This window comes from Pseudomonas sp. NFACC51, from assembly GCF_900103575.1.
Lineage (GTDB): Bacteria > Pseudomonadota > Gammaproteobacteria > Pseudomonadales > Pseudomonadaceae > Aquipseudomonas > Aquipseudomonas fluorescens_Q.
This window is the reverse complement of the sequence record NZ_FMXH01000001.1, coordinates 471,476-492,119: the sequence shown is the minus strand read 5'-3', so window position 1 is coordinate 492,119 and position 20,644 is coordinate 471,476. Positions and strand designations below refer to the sequence as shown.

The window sequence follows — 20,644 nt, the reverse complement described above, 5'->3', positions numbered from 1 at the left end:
AGGAGCAATGACCATGCCATTGACTTGAAATAGGGCCGACAGCTTGATTTGATGGGATTCAGGGATGGGGCGAAGCGCTATTCATCCATGAAAGACGCTACAGGTGTAGCGAGTAGCGCTACAGTGGCGGCACAGGTGTAGCGCGGTAGGCGCTATTCACGAATTGGCAATAGCCGATTCTGCCAGTTTGAGCGGCTTCTAATCGACGGCATTCGCAATGGACTCCAGCACATGATCAGGACAATATTAACCGGGCGAAAAACCCTTAACCTAAGAAGCAGCGCTCTCAACCTGTTTGACATCGATTCGATCTCTCTGCTCATTGGCAAGAATGGATCCGGCAAGACTCGAACCTTGCAAGAAATCGCTGAAGCTTTCGGCACAAGACGCAATCAATCACTGGACGAACCCTGTAAGATTATCCTCAACACCGAACGCCTGGCCACACCGGAGCAGCTAAACGATTGGGGAATCCTGTACTACACGCCCGCACAAAACAGGCCAAGCCTTCGCAGTACCAAAAACTTCATCAACGCCTCAAAGCGTCCAGTGGAAAATCTCAATAATCTAGACCGCTACTCTAACATTCTGGCTGCCTTCGGCCTCGACGTAGAGTTGACCGCTACATTGCGAGCTGAATACCGAAAAATTGCTCGACTGTTAGCTGAAGCATTGTTGAAAAACCGGCAGTTTCGTACCGCTGCCATTCTCGATGCTTTTAATTTCGCCGAACTCGAAGAGCGCAAGCGAATATTTGATAATGTCTCGGAGTTTGAAGCCAGCCAGTCGGAATACAACCTTGCAGATTCCCGCTATACCGAACAATTTCAGACCCTCGTTGAGTTACTGCTACGCAAGCTACACCAAAGCGCCAGGGCGCATCAGGTTTTTGCTTGCCTTGCTGTAGTTACCCAACTACTGGAGAAGCGCCAAGCCAGTATCGTTTTGGTCATCAGCTTTCTCAAAACATATCTGGATTTTGAGTTCTTACCTTCGCCGCAAGATGATCCACGCCTGCCTGAATTGCACCGACTTGCCAAAATGACCGAATACCTGCTTAGGCATGAGCACTTCGAACCAGCACCAGGCAGTAGCAGCAATGTTCTAATCTACACTCGGCCCCTGATTACCCAAGAGCAACGTATCAGACTCGAACGATTGGAAGCGTTCAAGCTTTGTCGACTTGGGTATCCTCATATCAGCTCAGGACAATGGGCGATCATGCAACAAATCATCGCTTTGTACGAATCATTGAAGGAATTGCGAACCCGTGGGTTCCGCAAGTTACTGGTAATGATCGATGAAGGCGACGCATTTTTACATTTGGAGTGGCAACGGCAATATGTCTATCAAATCAACGACTTCTTGAGCCAATGCAAGGAGGAGCTCCAGATCGATTGCCTACAATTGATTCTGGCATCCCACTCCCCTCTACTGGCTACTGATGTGCCAAGAGAGTTCGTTGCGACTTTTGACAGTGATGAACCGCAGCCATCCTTCGGCGCCCCCATGCAATTAGTATTAAACCGCTCGTTTGGTGCCCGTTCGATGGGTGCATTTGCCATCCGAGAAATTAATAAGACTCTGCACAATGCCGCCCAAGGCCAAATGACGGAGCGAGACAGGTATGTCCGGAGCATCATCGAGGACCCTATCATCTCAAGGGAAATTGATTATCTGCTGAACAAGGAGCGCTCGTAATGCTGATCAATATATCGGACGTCTGGAAAACGGCATACGCTTCGCACAATCGTTACTTGGAAAAATGTATCAACGAAGGAATAAAGTCGCTCAAAAAAACATCTATCGAGAAACCCGCCACGCAATTTTTGAATTTCCTCAAAATCCAGTTAACCGCTAAGAGTCCGAGCGGACTGCAGTCCTCCATCCGTTATTATGAGAAACTGAAGCGAAAGATTTCTCGACACGAACGCTCCGTACTGGATTCCTTTCTAAGAAAGACATTCGATTACAAAAAATTCACTTCCAAGCGTGTACATTGCTGGTCAGCATACAAACTGTGCAAAAGCAGCACTTACAAAATATGCCCCTATTGTCATCACGCTTACATGCTCACCACAAAGGAAGCAGAGAAAGGCATCAGGCCAGACCTGGATCATTATTATCCTCAGCATCGCTACCCGTATCTTGCATTGGCTTTGCACAATCTCATTCCCAGCTGCTCGATCTGTAACTCTCGCCTGAAGGGCGCCGAGGATACAGGCGACCATTCCTATTTGCACCCTCTGTTCGACTCGGAATCCCTGCATTTTCGTTGCGAGAAGCCAGGTAGTACTATAGTCGACATTGTAAGCGACTTCGAAAACATCAAAGATCAGTTGAAAGTTCGGATCACCTATGACCCTACCTGCGCCAAGTCAGTCAATACCCTGCGAATGTTCCAGCTACACGAACGTTACGATCTGTTTTCCCAACAAGGTGCTGACTTCGTCGGTTCAAAAACCAGTATCGATGGGCTAGATGAATTGCTACAAGCCCACGCTATAGGTCCATTGCAAGAGGGTGCATTCCTGGCTCTTCCACCGAGCAAGGAAAAAGAAATGCGGCAACTTCGATTCGATCGAGAGCGATACAAACACTATTTGCACGGAAAAATGTTCGCTGATTTATATGATCAATTCGACCGGACCTCTTTACTCAGCAGACCTTATCCTTAGAGCAAAAGACTCTTCATCTTTGCAAGGGCGCATGCTATCGGTGATCCGGCTCCCCACGGCTTAATGACACGCCTGTCGTGACACAAAAATGACCTCAATCGACATCATGGGCGTGAAGACGATCAGGGTCGCGGCCATTGACCAATAGTTTAGAAATCTCTGAACTATCTTTTTGCGCTTCCCTATTCTTTCCGCCAACCGCCCCTCCCTACTATTGCGGCAACAAAGGAGCCTTTCCATAGAGATGCGGCCCGAAGCTTGCCTTTTCTGATTGTCACTGCCGTTCGTTGTGCGTTTCGGTTAGCGCCGCAACGTCGCTGTGTCAATCATGCGAAGGAACCTTTGGAGTCGATCGATGAAGCTGGAAATATTCCGAACGTTGTGGGGCTATACCGCGAGCAAGGCACAAGCGCTCGATGAGTTGCTTGAAGCCGGGTTCGATGGCATGGAAGCCCGCCTGCCCATGACCGCCAGCGAACGCGCCGAGTTCGCAGCCTTTCTACGCATCAACAAAGTCAGCTATATCAGCACCGTCTTCAGCGCCTACGACGTTCTACCGGAACAGTCGGCAACCGTCGACGAACACCTTCTGGACCTCGATAAAAAACTCGGCTGGGCGGCTGAGTTGGCACCGCGCTTCGTCAATCTGCTGGCTGGCAACGACCGCTGGCCACTGGCACAGCAAGTCGACTTCTTTGGCCGCGCGATGGACGTCGCGCGCAAGCATGGCCAGGTGTGCGCCTTTGAAACCCATCGCGCTCGCTCGTTATTCAATCCCTGGGTCACCCTCGAGCTGATTCGTCAACTGCCGGACCTGCGCTTCACCAGCGACATCAGTCATTGGGTCGTCACCTGCGAACGCCTGCTCAACGATCCGGAAGACGACCTCAGCGCCTTCGTCGAACGCGTTCACCATATCCAGGCCCGAGTCGGTTATGACCAGGGACCGCAAGTGCCTCACCCCGCCGCCCCCGAGTACAGCCAAGCGCTTGCCTTCCATCAGCAACATTGGGAGGCCATCTGGCGATCCCAGGAAAAACGCGGGTATCAGGTCAGCACGCTGACACCGGAGTTCGGCGCCGACGGCTATCTGCATCACCTGCCCTTCACCAACGTGCCGGTGGCCGATCTGTGGTCGCTGAACGTGTGGATGGCAAACACCGAGCGCGAGCATTTTCGGCGTTTCGCCTGCACCTCAACCCGATAAGGAGCGCTGCCTCATGCCTGACAAAACACCAACGACCGCCAACTTCAATCGCATTCCGGTGGTGGACATCGCCGGGCTGTACAGCGACGACATCACTCAGCGCCAGGCAGTGGCCGAAGCACTGGGTAAGGCCGCCCGCGCAGTCGGTTTCCTGTACATCAAGAACCACGGCATCGAGTCGTCACTGATCGACGGTTTGCGTCAAGCGGCGAAGGACCTGTTTGCCCAATCGCTTGAGTACAAAATGCAGCATTACATCGGTACTTCACGCAGCCACAAGGGTTTTGTGCCTGAAGGTGAAGAGGTCTATGCCAAAGGCAAACCGGATCACAAGGAAGCTTTCGATATCGGTTTCGAAGTGAGCGAAGACGATCCGCTGGTCATTGCCGGCACGCCATTGATCGGGGCCAACGAATGGCCGGACTTGCCGGGTTTCCGTCCCGCCGTCGAAGCTTACTACGCCGCGGTGTTTGCATTAGGTCGTCGCTTGTTCAAGGGTTTCGCCCTCGCCTTGGGCCTGGAGGAAGACTATTTCGAGGCACTGGTAACTCGCCCACCGTCGAAGCTGCGCCTGATCCATTACCCGTTTGACCTGGCAGCTCAAGACGCGCCCGGCATTGGTGCGCATACCGACTACGAGTGCTTCACCATCTTGCTTGCCGACAAGCCAGGCCTCGAGGTGATGAACGACCAGGGGCAATGGATTGATGCGCCGCCCATGGACGGTACTTTTGTGGTCAACATCGGCGACATGCTGGAGGTCATGACCGCAGGCACATTCGTCGCTACGGCTCACCGAGTGCGAAGCGTCAGCGAAGAGCGCTACTCGTTCCCACTCTTCTATGCGTGTGACTTCCACACGCAAATCAAGCCACTGCCGCAGTTTCTTGGAGGCGGTAAGGATTACGAGGAAATCACCATCGGTGAGCACATGTTTGGTCAAGCGTTGCAAACCTATCAATACCTGCGCCGCAAAGTCGAACGCGGCGAACTCAAGCTGTATGAGCGCGCACGCAAGCCATCGAGCTTCGGTCACTTGAAGAACCAGGCGCAGGGAGCGTCCTGATGCCCCCGACCCGTTCCAAAACAGCCCTGTTTCAAAACCAGTCCAATCCTACTTTTTCGACGTGGAGTCACCGATGATGCGCAATCCAATGAATATCGCTGTCCGCTTGTCCCTGCTGGCCTTCGCGATCCTCGGTGCGGCAGGAGCCCACGCAGCGACGACGGTGACACCCGGCGCCCTCAAGGTCGGTATGGAAATCACCTATCCGCCCTTCGAATCATACGACGAACAAAAAAATGTCGTCGGCTCCGACCCCGAACTGGCGCGATTACTCGCCAAACATCTGGACCTCAAGGCTGACTTCGTTGACACCAAATTTTCCAACCTGTTGCTGAGCCTGAACGCCGGTCACTATGACGCGATCATCTCGGGCATGTACATCACGCCCCAACGGCAGACCCAAGCGCAAACCATCCCATACGCCAAGACCGGCGCAGCGATCATGGTGCTGAAGGACAGCCCGCTGAAACCGAAAGTACCGGAAGACCTCTGCGGCCTGAAGGTCGGCCTGGAAAAAGGCACCACTTGGGTGACGCAATTCAACAAACTCTCGACCGATTACTGCACCCCGAATAACAAGGGCGCGATCATGGTCAGCGAATTTCCGTCCGCCCCTGAAGTGACCCAAGCGCTGCTCTCCGGCAACGTGCAGGCTCAGGTGGAGATCGACGGCGCCGCCGGCATGATCGCGGAACGTACCAAAGGCCGGGTTGTGATCAGCACCGAGCACTCGATCTATCAACAGACACTGGGTATTTACGTCAAAAAAGACAACGACGCGCTCTATCAGGCGCTACTCAAGGCCTTTGACGCGACGAAAGCGTCAGGTGAATACGCCGCCCTGTTGAAGAAATACAACCTGGAAGAACCGACTAACTGACTCAGTGCAGCCCTGTGGGAGCGAGGCCGCTCCCACAGTCGGCGGCGTTCGCTTGACTGCCCGGCATAGGTGAAGCCTCCGTCGACGCCAGCAGTTGGAGGTACACATGCAATTTGAATGGCCCTACTTTTTTTCTCTGTTTTCGGTCTCGGACTTCTGGAAAGCCTGCATTACGGTGGTGGAACTCAGCACGCTGGCCTGGTTCATCGGCATGCTGCTGGGCTTCCTGCTGGCGTCGGCCAAGCTTTCGGCCACGCGTTGGGTCAGCGTGCCGGCGTCGATTTATATCTGGTTCTTTCGCAGCGTGCCGCTGCTGGTACTGGTGGTGTTCGTCTATAACTTGCCGCAGATGTTCCCGATCACCCGTGGCGTACTGTCCAACCCGTTCTATTCCGGCCTGTTCGCGCTGGTGGTGACCGAGGCGGCGTACATGGCGGAAATTCATCGTGGCGGCTTGATATCCGTTGCCAAAGGCCAGAAAGAAGCCGGCCGTGCACTGGGCATCGGCCTGATCGGCCTGCAGCGCCTGATCGTCATCCCACAGGCGTTCCGCATTTCCCTGCCGACACTGATCAACGAATACATCACCGTGGTGAAACTGACCTCGCTGGTCTCGGTGATTTCCTTGACCGAACTGTTGACCGTGGGCCAGCGCCTTTACGCGCAAAACTTCCTGGTCATGGAAACCCTGTCGGCCGTGGCGGTGTATTACGTGCTGATCGTGACCGTGCTCGGCTGGCTGTTTCATTGGCTGGAGCAACACCTGGAGCTCAACAACCGCAAACCACAAACGCTGGATGACATCAGCCTGCGGCGTCTGCGCGCGTCACAGGCAACGCCCTCTTCTGCAGACGCTCACACAGCGTCAGGGCCTGGCTCGGCACCCGCCCTGCAACTGGTGAACATTCACAAGCGCTACGGCCAGCACGCCGTGCTCAAGGGCATCAACCTTGACGTCAACGTGGGTCAGGTGATTTCCATTATCGGTCCGTCGGGGTCGGGAAAAACCTCGCTGATTCGGACCGTCAACGCCTTGGAAAGCATCGACCAGGGCGAGATCATTCTGTTCGGCGAAAGCTATATCCACGCCGGTGACAACACCAACACGCAACAAGTACGCCACGGGGTACAGCGCATCGGCATGGTGTTTCAGAGCTTCAACCTGTTTCCCCATCGCACCATTCTCGACAACGTCACCCTCGCGCCGCGCTATCACGGCCGCGACAAGTCCATCAGCGAGCAGCGCGCCTACGCCCTGCTGGACAAGGTCGGGCTGCTGGCTCACGCGCAAAAGTATCCGCATCAGTTGTCGGGCGGCCAGCAACAACGCGTGGCAATCGCCCGCGCATTGGCGATGGATCCCCACATCATGCTGTTTGATGAGCCTACTTCAGCCCTTGACCCGGAACTGGTCGGCGATGTGCTCAAGGTGATCAGCGACCTGGCAAAAGAAGGCATGACCATGTTGATCGTGACCCATGAAATGGACTTCGCCATGTCAATTTCCGACAGGGTGGTTTTCATGGAGGACGGCCTGGTCAAACTGGATGCGAAGCCTGGGATGATCCGAGCTGATCAGTGCGGCGAGAGAATCAAGAAATTCATGCGGGTCTGAACTGGGTGTGATTGGATCCTCACACCCGAGATGGGGTGTATCGCTCAAGCAAGCCGGCGAGTCATTCTGATGGGGACTCATCAAGATCGTCGTCAAGGCTCGCAATGCATGCGTCGAGCAATTCGTGCAATACAGCCACGCGCTCCACGCCGAGTAGACCATTGAGCGCGCGCTGTGCCTCCTTCCAGGCCCGCTGGCCTTCGGCTTGCTTTACGCGTCCAGCCTCGGTCGCTTCGACAAGACGACTGCGGGCATCGCCTCCTGCACCAATCTCCAGCCACCCCTGAGTGGTCAGGGACTGCATGTTTCGGGTCAGGGTCGAATTATCCATCTGCATTTGCCTGGCCAGGTCACTCGGCCGAATAGGCCCCAGCCTGACGACATGCGACAACAGTGCGTACTGCGTGTTCTTGAGGCCGGACTCGGCGACGTAGCGGTCGTAGTGACGCGTCACCATGCGATTGAGCTGGCGCAGCTTCAGATTGGTGCAGCCCTGTGGCTTGATAGTATTTTTCATGGGGTATATTGTACCTGCAATATTTGCATATGCAATTGTCTGGAGAGAAGGAAATGCCGATGGAAGTCGATCAGGTCGTTGCTCACTGGAACGCGGAGGAAAAATCGGTTCGTGCGCGCTTGCTGGTCGCCGATACCGCGCCGCAGGATCAGATCGCCGGTCGAACAGGCATGGAAGTGTTCGAAGCGATCTTTGCTGGAGAACTGCCTCCCCCACCCATCGGCGACACGCTCGATTTCGTGCCGATTCACATGGAGCCCGGCATTGCCGTCTTTCAAGGTCGCCCACAGCGCAGGCACTACAACCCACTGGGCACCGTCCACGGTGGATGGTTCGCTACGCTGCTCGACTCGGCAGTAGGTTGCGCAGTGCACTCGACCTTGCCCGCAGGCAAGGGCTACACCACGCTGGAGCTGAAGGTCAACATGGTGCGCCCCCTGAACGACCAGGTCCCGTTGGTGCGTGCCGAGGGCAAGGTCATCCATGCGGGGCGTACAGTGGCGACGGCCGAGGGCCGGATCATTGGCCCCGACGGCAAACTGTACGCGCACGCGACGACCACCTGCCTGATCTTCGATCATCCCGCAGCCACACAGGGGATCTCTCATGGCCAAGGTTGAGACCGATCCTGGCGCACCCGTTACCCGCGAAACACGCGACGCCCAGGCCTTTGCGCCGGCACTGTCTGAAAATACCATCCCGACTTGATCAATGGTGAAAACATGAAATATGCATCCTTCGGCAAAACAGGACTGAGTGTGTCCCAGGTCGCGCTCGGGACAGGCAACTTTGGCACAGGCTGGGGCTACGGCGCGGATCCCGATGTCAGCACGGCAATCTTTAATGCCTACGCGGAGGCCGGCGGCAACTTCATCGATGGGGCCGATATCTACCAGTTCGGACAATCCGAGGAGCTGCTCGGGACCCTTCTGAAGGGCCGACGCGAGAATTTCGTCCTGGCGACCAAGTACACCAAAGGCGCGCAGCCAAATGCCGATCGCCTCGTCACCGGCAATAGTCGTAAAGCCATGGTGGCCTCGGTAGAGGCAAGCCTGAAGCGACTCGGAACCGATCGCATCGATCTCTACTGGGCGCATTGGCCGGATGATGTCACGCCCACCGAAGAAATCGTCCGTGGGTTCGAGGATCTCGCCCGCGCGGGTAAGATTCTTTATGCCGGCCTCTCCAACTTCCCTGCTTGGCGGCTATCGCGTGCCGTCACCCTTGCCGAGCTCACCCACTCGGTGCCGATCGCTGCGGCGCAATTCGAGCATAGCCTGGTCCACCGCGAGCCCGAGGCTGATCTGTTCCCGGCTTCGCAGGCGTTGGGATTGGGTATCGTCACTTGGTCGCCACTCGGCGGAGGCATGCTGACCGGTAAGTACCGCAAGGGCGAGAAAGGACGCGCCGAGGGCCTCGGTGGCAAGGTGTTCCAGGCAGAGAATAGCGAGCAGCGTACACAGGTCCTAGATACGGTGATCGCCATCGCCAACGAACTGGGCGTCAGCCCCGGTCAGGTCGCCATCGCCTGGTCCGGCACGCACGGGTCGTTGCCCATCATCGGGCCACGCTCGGTCGAGCAGTTGGCCGACAACCTCGCTGCCCTGTCGGTTGAACTGTCAGCCGAGCAGATTCATCGGCTCGACACCGTTAGCAGCTTGTCTCCTTCGATGCCAGCAAGGACAGCGACCCCTTGGGCTCGCGCAGCAGCGCAGATCGTGGCTTGAACGTGGGCGGGTGATGCAAGCCGACGACAAGAAGGCCAGACTCAACTGTATGCATCACCTGCCCGGCCCCCTTTATTGCCTGACATGTTCCTGTCAGCCTCCCGTCACCCTGACGTCAGATCGTTGCGCCTAAAGTAATGCCAGGATTGCTCCTGCGGCGACAGCGTGAACCTGCGGGAGCGAGCCTGCCCGCTCCCGCAGGAACCTGGCTTAACCAGAGATTCCGCACCCTTGGTTGCTTTTTGCCGGAGCTCTTGTCATCAGGCGGAAGGAGAAACGCAAATGAACCACCCTGACGGGCACGACAGCGCGCTTGATCAATTCATCTGGCCATCGCCAGGCGGTATCCTGAACCGCAAAGACCTGTTGCTTCGCCTGCGCGCCGAACAGCGATTCATGGCCGCACAGGACCCTGCATGCAGGCTCGATCAACAAGACTACCTGCTTTCCCTGATCGATTCGGTATCAACACGGGCCGACGGCGCCGCGCAACGCTCAGGTTTCGATGCCCGGCGAATGCGTAGCGTCATCACTGAAGCGGCCACGAGAAGCCATTGGGGCAAGCCCTCAGGCGGTTGCCGAACCCAGGGCATCGCCGCACACTACGATGCGCAGACTTGCATGGCCGCGGTACTTGATGTCGAGCTGAGCGACGAGGGGCGCTTGATTGTGCATGACACGGTATTTGTCGCTGACCTGGGCGCTGTAGAAAACCCCGGTCGCCTACGCGCCCAGCTTGAAGGCGCGTGCCTGATGGGGGTCGCATTCGTGGCATCTTCTGAATTTGATATGACGGCGGCGGATCTGTGCCCGACGATCGCCCAACGCCCCCGCTGGCCACTCGTCTCATGGCTGCCAGGCCACATCGCGGTACATTTGATCAACCCTACGGGTGCGCTCCAGGCCTGCCAGCCCAGCCAGCTGAGCTACGTACCCATCGTCCGGGCCTTGTGCAATGCGATTCGCAAAGCCTCGGACAAGCGTACCAGCGATTTGCCACTCAAAAGCCAATCCCTCGAAAGAATGGGCGGACGTTAAGTCACTGCCGGCTTCAAATAACCCCAGCGTCAGGGCTTTCAGCGGCGCCGCACGGGTGGTTCATTACCATTTGGCAATCCGATGGCCACAAAAGCTGGGTAAAGTATTTCTTCCAACTGAGTGAGATTTCACGCCATGCCTTCGACTCCCGGTGTCCCGTCCAGCATCCGTGGGCAACGCGGCGCGGACCTGCTCGTGGAAGTACTGCACAGCGAAAGCGTCCGCCATGTGTTCGGCAATCCGGGAACAACGGAGTTGCCTTTGCTCGATGCGCTCTCGGGCGTCTCCGATATTCACTACGTGCTCGGCCTTCAGGAGGCCTCCGTCGTGGCGATGGCCGACGGTTATGCCCAGGCCTCCGGCCGCCCCGGTTTCGTCAACCTCCATACAGCAGGAGGCCTTGGCAATGCGATGGGCACCATCCTGAACGCGAAGATGGCGAACACGCCGCTGGTGATCACTGCGGGCCAACAGGATACCCGCCATGGCGTGACCGACCCGCTGCTTCATGGTGATCTGGTCAGCCTGGCCCGACCGAGCGTCAAATGGGCGGAGGAAATCCAGCACCCCCAACATATCCCGATGCTGTTGCGTCGCGCTCTTCAAGATTGCCGCACAGGGCCGACCGGCCCGGTTTTCCTTTCGCTACCGATCAACGTGATGGAGCAGCACACCGATGCCGATGCTGGCCAGCCGTCGCGAATCGAACGAGGTGCGGTGACCGCGGCGATTGACCCGTTGGCTGACGCCTTATCGACGGTTACCCCCGGCCGTCTGGCGATTATCGTCGGGGAGGAGGTCTTCCAGTCGAATGCCCAAGTGGAAGCGGTGAGCCTCGCCGAAGCACTTGGCGCGCCGGTCTTCGGGCCATCCTGGCCCGGGCATATCCCCTTCCCCACCGCTCATCCTCAATGGCGCGGAGCCTTGCCACCCAAAGCTGCCGATATCCGCGAAACGTTCGCTGACTTCGATGCGGTCTTGCTTCTCGGCGGCCATTCGCTGATCAGTTATCAATACTCGCAAGGCCCGGCGATCCCCTCTCATTGCCGTCTCATTCAATTGACCGGCGATGGCCACCAACTGGGCAGAGTGCATGGAACGGCGCTGGGATTGATAGGCGACATCAAGCTGTCCTTGCAGTTGTTGCTGCCGTTACTGGATCAGGCACTGGCCCCGCACAGCCAGGCAATCGCGACGCTGCGAAATGTCGCTGCGCACGAGCGCAGCACCCGCCGAATCGAAGTGGCCGAGCGCGCGAAGCGCGAATTCCATACGCCCGTGACAACGCCTTTCGTTGCGGCCCATGAAGCTGTCCGGGCAATCGGCCCTGATGTGTGGATCGTCGACGAAGCGCCGGTCACCATCGCTCATGTGCGTGCGTGCCTGGATTCGCATTCGGCCCGCCAGTACCTGTTTACGCGCAGCGCCATCCTCGGCTGGGGCATGCCGGCGGCTGTCGGTACATCCCTTGGCCTGGACCGCACCCCGGTGGTCTGCCTGGTCGGCGATGGCTCGGCGATGTATTCACCCCAAGCGCTTTGGACAGCGGCACACGAGCGTTTGCCCGTCACCTTTGTGGTCATGAACAATGGCGAATACAACATCCTGAAAAACTACGCGCGTAACCAGGCGCACTACCGAAGTGCCGGTACGAACCAGTTCATCGGCATGGACATCCGGGACCCGGCCATCGACTTCCAGGCCCTCGCCTCCTCCCTGGGGGTTGCTTCGCGCAGGGTCGAGCGCGCCAGGGATATTGCTGAAGCGGTCGAGGATGGCATTCGCTCAGGTCGCCCCAACCTTATCGAATTACCGATTATGGCTTGAAGCTAACGGGCGTTCACCTTATTGCGGCCCTGCGTCAGGCGACCGTGATCGGCATCATGGGTGATGAGTTTGATTATCCGACGCCTTCATGCCGCCATGGAAATGCACGTGCACTTGCTTGCCTAGCCCTTGGCGGGCTCAGGTATGAGGCGGCTGTATTTGTTCAGTGAGCCACTGCAGGGCTAGACTGGCGCCAGCCCAGTCTCTACGCCGGTCAACCAATGCCTCTCCCTCCGCCAGATACCGCCGAACAGACAACGTTGACCCGCGAAGTGGTGCTGCGTTACCACATGGCGTGGAAACGCCGCGATTTGGAGGCGATTCTGGCGATGTATCACCCGCAAGTGCAGTACAACGATTTCTTCCAGAACCGCAGCATGGGCCTGGCCGAGTTGCGCGCTTACATCACCAGCACGTTGCCGCGTCATCCCGATGAGTATCTTGAACACAACGACCGCATCCGTGCAGATGGCTGTACCGCATTCATCCAGTACCAGACAGCGCTGAAAGGCAGTGGCGAGCGGGTGGTTTTTCGCACCAGTGAAGCCATCACGGTATGTGATGGCCTGATCCTTCGTATAAACGAATATGCCTCACTGGTGCGCGACAGCGAGCCCCAGACTGGGCGCCACGCGCCCGCCATCAGTAAACTGGGTCTCTCGGCGCGTCAGCTGACGTTCATGGCGCGAGACTTGGCCGACTATTTTACGCGCCAGCAGCCCTTCCTCGACCCGGATCTGGACCTCGCACGGATTGCCAGCGCCACCGGGTACAGTCGCAATCAGCTGTCTTACCTGCTGAATCAAGTGCTGGGGCAAAGCTTCTATCGCTACGTGACCCAAGCCCGGTTGGCCTACCTGCTTGAGCGCCTCGTCAATCACGGTGAAAACGCGCCCATCGATGCCCTTGCGGCGAGTGCCGGATTCAACTCCACCTCGGCGTTCTACAAGGCCTTCCGCAGTCACACCGGTTGCACACCCAAGGCGTGGTTGAAAGCCAATTGCGCGCGTGCCCGCAGATAACACAGCCCCCGTCACAGCGCATTAATCTCTGTCGGCAATCAACCGATGGAGCATGGGATGTCTGGCTGGGGTGGTGTGAGTTTGTGGATGGAGCAACTCGGCGAGGCGCTGACGCCGCGCCCGGCGTTGCATCAGGATCTGCAAGCAGACGTTGTGATTATCGGCGCCGGTTACAGTGGCCTCTGGGCGGCCTATTACCTTAAACAGCAAGCACCGCACCTGAACATCGTCATCGTTGAAGCACAGATTGCCGGCTTCGGCGCCTCCGGTCGCAATGGCGGCTGGTTGATGGGCAACCTGCTGGGCGAAGACCGGCTCCTGGGCCCACTACCTGCCGCGCAACGTCACGCAGGCTACCAACTGCTGCATGCAATCCCCGACGAGGTGGCGCGAGTGTGCCACCTCGAAGGCATCGATTGCGAACTGCGCAAAGGCGGCGTGCTGTACTGCGCGGCGCGTTATCCCGAGCAAGAACGGCGCCTGCGCGAACAGCTCGATGCAGTCCGCGGGCAAGGCCTGGGTGAAGACGACTACCGCTGGTTGAGCCCTCAGGCCTTGCGTGAACAGTTAAATGTGGCCCAGGCGTACGGCGCCCTGTACTCACCTCACTGCGCGACCATCCAGCCTGCACGGTTGGTACGGGGCCTGGCCGAAGCCGTCGAACGGATGGGTGTACGCATTTACGAGCAAAGCCCGGTGCTCGACTGGAAGCCAGGCCAGGTTCGAACCGAGCACGGTCGGGTGAGCGCCGATTGGGTGGTGCCGGCGGTAGAAGGTTATGCCAGTACCCTGCCCCCGTTGAACAAGCATCAACTGGCCGCGCAAAGCCTGATCGTTGCGACTGAGCCGCTCCCGGCCGATGTATGGGCCGAAATCGGCCTGACCCGTGGCCAGGCGTTCAGCGAAAACAGCCGACAAGTCACCTACGGTCAGCGCAGCCGAGACGATCGCCTGGTGTTTGGCGCCCGCGGTGGTTATCGCTTTGGCGGTCGCCTGCGCAGTGACTTCAACCTCACTCAGGCCGAACGAGCATTGCGGCAACACCTGTTTAGTGAACTCTTTCCGATCTTGCGCAATGTGCGCCTGACCCATGCCTGGGGCGGCAATCTGGGGGTTGCCCGGTCTTTTCACCCGCACATGCTCGCCGACCGTCGCCAGCGTATCGCACTGGCGGGTGGCTACGGAGGTGAAGGTGTAGGCGCCAGCAATCTGGGTGGCCGAACCGTGGCGGCGTTGATTCTTGGCCAGGACAACGAACTGACTCGCCAGCCCTGGGTGCTGGATGACCGTCCCCTGGTCTCGTTGCCACGATGGGAGCCCGAGCCTCTGCGCTGGCTGGGTTACAACGCCATTATCCAGAGCTTCGTTCACGAGGATCAGGTATTGGCCAACCTCCATGCGCCACGCTGGCGTCGCCGGATGGCTGAAGGGCTGGCCGGTTGCATGGAACGTCTGATGAAGTCCAAGGAGCCGTTTGCATGAAGATCGATCATTTTCGCGACACCGCCCGTTTGCCTCTCGGTGAGCCTGGCGCTGTTGGTGTACCGCTGGGCGAGCCGCTTTCACAGGTTGCCACGGCATGCGTCGAGCGCGACGACGGCGTCGAGGCCGGCGTGTGGGAGTGCACCCCCGGCCGCTGGCGGCGCCAGATAGTGCAACAGGAGTTCTGCCATTTCATTCAGGGGCGTTGCACCTTCACCCCGGACGGTGGTGAGGCCCTACATATCCAGGCCGGCGACGCGTTGATGTTCCCTGCGAACACGGCGGGAATCTGGGATGTACAAGAAACCGTTCGCAAGAGCTACGTACTGATTTTCTGAACTGCCTTCATCCATAACGCCTAGAACAAAGGTTGAGGTCTCGCATGTTGAAGTCGATCTTTCCGTTACTGTTGATCGCGTCTACCGCTCAGGCAGCAGACACCGTCAGGATCTACAACTGGAGCAGCTACATCGCTCCAGATACCCTGCAAAACTTTACCACCCAGACCGGGCACCAGACCCAATATGACCTGTACGACAGCAACGAGGTGCTCGACGCCAAACTGATGGCCGGCCATTCAGGCTATGACATGGTGTTTCCGTCCAACCACTTCATGGCCCGGCAAATCACGGCCGGCGCACTCCAACCGCTGGACCGCAGCAAGCTCCCGAACTGGCACAACCTCAACCCGACGCTGATGAAGGTTCTGGAGGCCAATGACCCTGGTAACCGCTACGGTTTTCCCTACCTGTGGGGCAGCACCGGCATCGGCTACAACGTGGCCAAGGTCAAGGCGGTCCTGGGCGATGTACCGATAGACTCTTGGGACATTGTGTTCAAGCCGGAAAACATGAAGAAACTCGCCCGATGCGGCGTGGCGATGCTCGACAATGGTCCCGAGATCCTTCCCATCGCCTTGAACTACCTTGGCCTGCCGCATCACAGCAAGGACAAGGCCGACTACGAGAAGGCGCAGGCCTTGCTACTCAAGGTGCGCCCCTATGTGAGTTACTTCCACAACTCCAAGTACACCAGTGACCTTGCGACGGGTGACGTGTGTCTGGTCGTAGGATTTTCCGGCGATGTGATGCAGGCCGCAGCGCGAGCCAATGAGGCCGGGAATGGCCAGCAGATCGCCTACGCCATCCCCAAGGAAGGCTCACCGATGTGGTTCGACATGGTCGCCATGCCCGCCGATGCGCCGAATGAAGGCGCCGGCTACGAATTTCTCAACTACCTGCTGGACCCCAGGGTCATGGCTGGCATCAGCAATCATGTGCACTATGCCAACGGCAACACTGCCGCCGAGGGGCTGGTCGACAAGGCCATCCGCAACGACCCGATGGTGTACCCGCCTGACAGCGTGATGAAAAAACTCTTTGTACTGGAGGCAATGCCATTAGAGAACGACCGGCTGCGCACACGGGTCTGGAGCCGGATTAAAAGCGGGCAATGAAACCTGTCGCCGATGAAGCAGACACCCGGATCATCGGCGACATCTCCCGGGTCTCATCAGCCCTCTCGCGCATCGGGCAGGCGCAAGCGATCTATTTCGTCAAAGAGATTACAAAAGACGTCCACCAGGAAAGGATCGAACTGGGTACCGGCTTGATCAGTGATGAAACGCCTTGAGCACTCGACATCCCAAGCCTGCTTATAGGCTCGAGGCATCCTTATGGCGTCATACACATCGCATATCGACACAATCCTTGCCGATAACGGGATTTCCTTGCCCCGCAATCCCTTTGGATAGCCGGTGCCATCCCAACGCTCATGATGCGACAGGGCAATTTCCGCTGCCAGGTCCGTCAACGGCGAACCCTCTGGGTCATGCAGGATTTCATAACCAATGCGGGCATGCTCCTGCATGATCACCCGCTCCTGCGGCGTCAATGCTCCAGGCTTTTGCAGAATGGCATCTACAATGCCAATTTTTCCAACGTCGTGCATCGGTGCAGCCATCCTCATGAGGTCACACCATTGAGCGGGCATGCCGATAGCCTTGGCCAACAAAGCCGCGGACTCGCCAATACGGATAATATGCTGCCCCGTGTCGTCATCGCGATAGCTGGCTGCTCGACTCAAGCTGCTGCTGATCGCCTTGTAGCTGGAAGCCAGCTGGGCCGTGCGCAGCTCCACTTTGCGCTCAAGTTCAGCATTGACGTCGCGCAGCAGCTTGGCCGCCTGCGCCAGCTCCAGGCAATTACGCACCCTGAGCAACACTTCAGGAAGATCAATGGGTTTGGAGATGAAGTCGTTGGCGCCCCTTTCCAATCCTTTGCGCCTGTTCTGCTGATCACTCAAGGCCGTCACGATGATGACCGGTGACTCCGTGCGGTCACGTGTATTGAGGCGATCAAGGATCTCGAAGCCGTCGGGTGCGGGCATGTCCAGGTCCAACAACAGCAGGTCCCAGGCGTTCGCAAGCAACCAGTCCAGTCCTTTGGCAGAGTCGCTGAATGTGGTGATGTTCTGCAGGCCCACGGCTCGCAAGCATGAATCCAGAAGCCGGAGATTGGTGGCCACATCGTCGATAATGACGATCCTGCTTTGCGAATTTACTTTGGCAAACATACATCCGCCCTCCCCGTGGCGAGCGTCAAGACCAGACTACGAATACTCTGCCTCTCCAATGGAGAAGCGACGATGGCCTGGCATTCAAGGTGGCCAACCGAAGCGTGATCGACGGCCGCACGGACCACGATGATCGACATTGCAGTCGTTGGGATACTCGTGCGCAAGCCGCTGAAAAAAGTGTTCAGCACGGGTACAGGGTCGGTAGTGGCGACGATCAATACGCTGACCGCCGTGGCATCAAGCACGAGACTGGCATCGGCCAAGGTATTGACCCGATCCAACTCAAAATCGCCGATCAACGCCTCTCGAACCACGTCACCATCCTGAGGGTCGTTACTCACCAACAGGACGCGTGGCAAGGCTATCGTCGACACTTTGAACGCGTTCCCCGGCACAGGAAGCGCCGCCGAGCACATGTCGATCCAGAAAGTCGTCCCCCCTTCGACGTCGCTTTCGAAGCCCATGGTGCCGTGCATCAGGAGCGCCAGGTCTCGGCACAACACCAAGCCAATGCCAGTTCCCGGGATGGACGAGTTCTCTTTTCCCAAACGCTGGAAGGGCCTGAAAAGCTCGCCCTGCAAAGCCGGGGAAATGCCCATCCCGGTATCTGTCACATAAAGACGAAGCCTGGCTCCGTCCTCGACAACCGAAGCCCCCAGAGTGACGTCTCCACCTGGCCGGTTGTACTTGATTGCATTGGATAACAGATTGATCAGGACCTGCTTGAGGCGGCGCTTATCCGCCCAGACATGCCATGTATCCAGAGGAGCATTGATGTGCAAGGTCTGGCCATGCGCTGCGACTTGCTGCTGGACCAGGTCAGCGCAGCTGGATAACAGGCTTGCCACGTGTACGGGCTTGAGATCGAGCAGGGGTTTCTCGGCCTGCAAGCTGGAGAGATCAAGCAGATCGTCCACCAACTGCATGAGGTGCTCACTGGCTTTGATGATCTCCTGCAGGTTGGCCGTCTCTTCCAATGCCGGGGCAGGCGACTGCATGAGCCCCAACTGGGCAAACCCGTAGATCGCATTCAATGGCGTCCGCAGCTCATGGCTCATGCTGGAGATGAATTTGGACTTGGCGGTACTGGCGGCCTCTGCCTCCAGGGTTTTCTCCCGCAGATCCAACTGGGTCTGCTTGAGTGTCGTGATGTCGACACACGCCACGACCACGACACTGGAATCCTCCAGCCGGGAGGATTCCAGCGTACGGCCCCGGCAAAGGATCCAGATCAGCTTTCCATGCACGTCCCTGATCCGGAACTCCACTTCCGGCGCCACGCTTGCACTGCCCCTGGCCTCTTCCAGGAACTGGGTGAAGGTTTGCCGATCCTCAATGGGAATGCTCTGCAGCAATGTCGCCATGGGCACTTCATTGGCGGCAAAACCGAAGCGCTGGCACAGGGCACCCTTGAGAATAAAACGCTGCCGTTTCGGGTAGTACTCCCAGAGCCCTTCGGCAAAACTCTCCATGACCAACTCCAGACGTTGCTGTGTGGAGCTGCGAATGAACTCGGCCTGGGCCAGCTGCCTGCCCATCCCCAGTGCCTGGTTGGACATTGACCACAGTTCGGTGATATCGGAAGGACTTGCCGCTGGTTGCCAGTTACCCCGGCCGATCTCTCGCATCATGCGTGAGACCCCTTGCACCGGTGTGCTCAACTGGCGACTGAGGTCACGCGTACGCCACCACATGAAGGCAAAGAACAAGGCATAGAACACCACCAGCCCCGCGATCAACAAGTACCCCACATCGCGGTAATGACTGGCCAGCAGATTGGTTTCCTGCATGGCCGCGGCTTCGTCCACTACCGCCAACAAGAGCCAGCCGGTGGTGGGGATCCCACTCCAGGCGACCAGATGAGGCCGTCCATTCAACGTCAGCGCAACGATGCCCTCTGGATGGCCCGGCAAGTTCTTATTGAGACTGGCGAGGTCCGGATAACGAGTGAGGTTCAAATCCGGCGATTGCAAGCGCTCGTGATCGACAGGCTCTCCAGCGGGCTGGTTCTCGGCGGCTCGCAGGGAAAAATCACGTTGCCCCGCCTTGGGCACGGCCATGATATCGAGCTTATTGTTGACCAGCATCAGGTAGCCACCCCAAGGCATCTTCAACTGCTCGATTTGCTTCAAGATCCCGTCGACCGTTACATCGATCCCGGCTACGCCCTCCAGGAAGTCGCCGCTGTAGACCGGCGCAATGGCAGACATCATCCACCCCTGGCCGGCGGGATCCAGGTAGACATCCGTCCAGACTACTTTTTTATCAGGATTATGTTTTGCATCGGCCAAGTAGTAGAAGTTGTATTGGGTGATGTCCATATCATGTGGGTACTGCTCGAGCGTATTAAACCAGGGATAAATCCGGTTATAGCTGTCCCACGTATTGAAATAGATGCTGGCAATCAGAGGATCCCCGTCCTTCAACTGCTTCATCATGAAGTCCTGGTTCGCCAGCAGCGATATCTTGTAGAGGTCCTGCTTTTGCAGCGGGGTGACATTCGAATAATACGAGGCGGACGCCCCGTCGTTCGCTGCGCTGTAGCGGACACCATCGGCACTTACTGCAAGCGATGCCGCCACGGGAGGCTGGTTTTCGGTGAGTTCATGCTCAGTGGACTTGGCATAAAGACTGATCGCTTTGTGAACCTGCTCCAATTGTCCTTGCACCAACAGCGCATTCTGCTGAACCGATACCTGTATGTCGCGAGTTGCACTTTGATGCAGGTGCTCGATCTGGGAATTTCGAATGGACTGGTTCGTGATGAAGTAAGTGGTGATCAGCACGCCTTCTACCAAGACGAGCGGCAACAGGCTGGTACTGGCAAATGCCCGCCAGATCCATCTGCGCAAACTGACCCTCTTCTTTGAAGCTGCTTGCATAGGCACGCTCGTTGCGCTGGCCACACGCTCGATATCACAATGACATCATTGTGGTCTCATCCTTGATATCTGTCCAAGGGAACCCTGCTCCTTTCGTCCGCGGACAAAAAACCGTGAGCAGCCTTA

At 57.6% G+C, this 20,644-nt stretch carries 17 protein-coding genes; 14 read left to right on the top strand and 3 right to left on the bottom strand.

The genetic code is table 11. The features are described 5' to 3' along the window. Positions 1–231 precede the first annotated feature (231 nt). From BLT00_RS02210 to BLT00_RS02185, 6 genes are all read left to right on the top strand, one after another. Positions 232–1,701 (top strand): AAA family ATPase, encoded by a 1,470-nt coding sequence (locus BLT00_RS02210; protein ID WP_092142261.1) that lies wholly within the window; start codon positions 232–234, stop codon positions 1,699–1,701. Further along, the gene (locus BLT00_RS02205; RefSeq protein ID WP_092142264.1) at positions 1,701–2,678 is read left to right on the top strand and encodes a hypothetical protein; all 978 of its coding nucleotides are present in this window, start codon (positions 1,701–1,703) and stop codon (positions 2,676–2,678) included. Before BLT00_RS02210 ends, BLT00_RS02205 begins: the two co-directional genes overlap by 1 nt. 355 nt (positions 2,679–3,033) lie before the next feature. Further along, positions 3,034–3,885: a sugar phosphate isomerase/epimerase family protein gene (locus BLT00_RS02200; protein WP_092142267.1), complete on the top strand. Its 852-nt coding sequence runs from the start codon at positions 3,034–3,036 to the stop codon at positions 3,883–3,885. A 13-nt stretch (positions 3,886–3,898) separates the two neighbouring features. Continuing rightward, positions 3,899–4,951, top strand: a complete 1,053-nt coding sequence (locus BLT00_RS02195; RefSeq protein ID WP_092142270.1) for an isopenicillin N synthase family dioxygenase — start codon at positions 3,899–3,901, stop codon at positions 4,949–4,951. A 73-nt stretch (positions 4,952–5,024) separates the two neighbouring features. Further along, entirely contained in the window at positions 5,025–5,831 is an 807-nt protein-coding gene (locus tag BLT00_RS02190) for an ABC transporter substrate-binding protein (RefSeq protein WP_371856932.1), read from the top strand. Between the two features lie 106 nt (positions 5,832–5,937). Next, positions 5,938–7,446 carry an amino acid ABC transporter permease/ATP-binding protein gene (locus tag BLT00_RS02185; protein WP_092142273.1) on the top strand — a complete coding sequence of 503 codons (1,509 nt, stop codon included), beginning with the start codon at positions 5,938–5,940 and terminating at the stop codon, positions 7,444–7,446. A 61-nt stretch (positions 7,447–7,507) separates the two neighbouring features. On the opposite strand, the gene BLT00_RS02180 is transcribed toward BLT00_RS02185, so the two are convergent. Continuing rightward, positions 7,508–7,963: a MarR family winged helix-turn-helix transcriptional regulator gene (locus tag BLT00_RS02180; RefSeq protein WP_060742910.1), complete on the bottom strand. Its 456-nt coding sequence runs from the start codon at positions 7,961–7,963 to the stop codon at positions 7,508–7,510. A 59-nt stretch (positions 7,964–8,022) separates the two neighbouring features. On the opposite strand from BLT00_RS02180, the gene BLT00_RS02175 reads away from it, so the two are divergent. The 8 genes from BLT00_RS02175 (at position 8,023) to BLT00_RS02140 (ending at position 16,515) form a co-directional block, all read left to right on the top strand. After that, positions 8,023–8,583, top strand: coding sequence for a PaaI family thioesterase (locus BLT00_RS02175; RefSeq protein ID WP_092142276.1), 561 nt, complete (start codon positions 8,023–8,025; stop codon positions 8,581–8,583). Positions 8,584–8,685: 102 nt separating this feature from the next. Continuing rightward, positions 8,686–9,690 (top strand): aldo/keto reductase, encoded by a 1,005-nt coding sequence (locus tag BLT00_RS02170; RefSeq protein ID WP_092142279.1) that lies wholly within the window; start codon positions 8,686–8,688, stop codon positions 9,688–9,690. 282 nt (positions 9,691–9,972) lie between these two features. Further along, the gene (locus tag BLT00_RS02165; protein ID WP_092142282.1) at positions 9,973–10,728 is read left to right on the top strand and encodes a molybdopterin-dependent oxidoreductase; all 756 of its coding nucleotides are present in this window, start codon (positions 9,973–9,975) and stop codon (positions 10,726–10,728) included. Between the two features lie 135 nt (positions 10,729–10,863). Beyond that, positions 10,864–12,555 carry a thiamine pyrophosphate-binding protein gene (locus BLT00_RS02160; protein ID WP_092142285.1) on the top strand — a complete coding sequence of 564 codons (1,692 nt, stop codon included), beginning with the start codon at positions 10,864–10,866 and terminating at the stop codon, positions 12,553–12,555. Positions 12,556–12,776: 221 nt separating this feature from the next. Further along, complete coding sequence (locus BLT00_RS02155; protein WP_092142288.1) at positions 12,777–13,577, top strand: helix-turn-helix domain-containing protein; 801 nt, start codon at positions 12,777–12,779, stop codon at positions 13,575–13,577. A gap of 57 nt (positions 13,578–13,634) precedes the next feature. Beyond that, complete coding sequence (locus tag BLT00_RS02150; RefSeq protein ID WP_092142291.1) at positions 13,635–15,059, top strand: NAD(P)/FAD-dependent oxidoreductase; 1,425 nt, start codon at positions 13,635–13,637, stop codon at positions 15,057–15,059. After that, the gene (locus BLT00_RS02145; RefSeq protein ID WP_092142294.1) at positions 15,056–15,397 is read left to right on the top strand and encodes a cupin domain-containing protein; all 342 of its coding nucleotides are present in this window, start codon (positions 15,056–15,058) and stop codon (positions 15,395–15,397) included. Before BLT00_RS02150 ends, BLT00_RS02145 begins: the two co-directional genes overlap by 4 nt. A gap of 44 nt (positions 15,398–15,441) precedes the next feature. Continuing rightward, positions 15,442–16,515: a polyamine ABC transporter substrate-binding protein gene (locus BLT00_RS02140; RefSeq protein ID WP_092142296.1), complete on the top strand. Its 1,074-nt coding sequence runs from the start codon at positions 15,442–15,444 to the stop codon at positions 16,513–16,515. A gap of 56 nt (positions 16,516–16,571) precedes the next feature. Here BLT00_RS02140 and BLT00_RS02135 read toward each other — a convergent pair whose 3' ends face one another. Continuing rightward, complete coding sequence (locus tag BLT00_RS02135; protein ID WP_092142299.1) at positions 16,572–17,633, bottom strand: HD-GYP domain-containing protein; 1,062 nt, start codon at positions 17,631–17,633, stop codon at positions 16,572–16,574. Then, positions 17,618–20,518 carry a sensor histidine kinase gene (locus BLT00_RS02130; RefSeq protein ID WP_092142302.1) on the bottom strand — a complete coding sequence of 967 codons (2,901 nt, stop codon included), beginning with the start codon at positions 20,516–20,518 and terminating at the stop codon, positions 17,618–17,620. Before BLT00_RS02130 ends, BLT00_RS02135 begins: the two co-directional genes overlap by 16 nt. Between the last annotated feature and the right edge of the window lie 126 nt (positions 20,519–20,644).

Coding starts and splice junctions, on each gene's coding strand:
- BLT00_RS02210 (WP_092142261.1), top strand. CDS start 232: ATGATCAGGACAATATTAACCGGGCGAAAAACCCTTAACCTAAGAAGC.
- BLT00_RS02205 (WP_092142264.1), top strand. CDS start 1,701: ATGCTGATCAATATATCGGACGTCTGGAAAACGGCATACGCTTCGCAC.
- BLT00_RS02200 (WP_092142267.1), top strand. CDS start 3,034: ATGAAGCTGGAAATATTCCGAACGTTGTGGGGCTATACCGCGAGCAAG.
- BLT00_RS02195 (WP_092142270.1), top strand. CDS start 3,899: ATGCCTGACAAAACACCAACGACCGCCAACTTCAATCGCATTCCGGTG.
- BLT00_RS02190 (WP_371856932.1), top strand. CDS start 5,025: ATGATGCGCAATCCAATGAATATCGCTGTCCGCTTGTCCCTGCTGGCC.
- BLT00_RS02185 (WP_092142273.1), top strand. CDS start 5,938: ATGCAATTTGAATGGCCCTACTTTTTTTCTCTGTTTTCGGTCTCGGAC.
- BLT00_RS02180 (WP_060742910.1), bottom strand. CDS start 7,963: ATGAAAAATACTATCAAGCCACAGGGCTGCACCAATCTGAAGCTGCGC.
- BLT00_RS02175 (WP_092142276.1), top strand. CDS start 8,023: ATGGAAGTCGATCAGGTCGTTGCTCACTGGAACGCGGAGGAAAAATCG.
- BLT00_RS02170 (WP_092142279.1), top strand. CDS start 8,686: ATGAAATATGCATCCTTCGGCAAAACAGGACTGAGTGTGTCCCAGGTC.
- BLT00_RS02165 (WP_092142282.1), top strand. CDS start 9,973: ATGAACCACCCTGACGGGCACGACAGCGCGCTTGATCAATTCATCTGG.
- BLT00_RS02160 (WP_092142285.1), top strand. CDS start 10,864: ATGCCTTCGACTCCCGGTGTCCCGTCCAGCATCCGTGGGCAACGCGGC.
- BLT00_RS02155 (WP_092142288.1), top strand. CDS start 12,777: ATGCCTCTCCCTCCGCCAGATACCGCCGAACAGACAACGTTGACCCGC.
- BLT00_RS02150 (WP_092142291.1), top strand. CDS start 13,635: ATGTCTGGCTGGGGTGGTGTGAGTTTGTGGATGGAGCAACTCGGCGAG.
- BLT00_RS02145 (WP_092142294.1), top strand. CDS start 15,056: ATGAAGATCGATCATTTTCGCGACACCGCCCGTTTGCCTCTCGGTGAG.
- BLT00_RS02140 (WP_092142296.1), top strand. CDS start 15,442: ATGTTGAAGTCGATCTTTCCGTTACTGTTGATCGCGTCTACCGCTCAG.
- BLT00_RS02135 (WP_092142299.1), bottom strand. CDS start 17,633: ATGTTTGCCAAAGTAAATTCGCAAAGCAGGATCGTCATTATCGACGAT.
- BLT00_RS02130 (WP_092142302.1), bottom strand. CDS start 20,518: ATGCAAGCAGCTTCAAAGAAGAGGGTCAGTTTGCGCAGATGGATCTGG.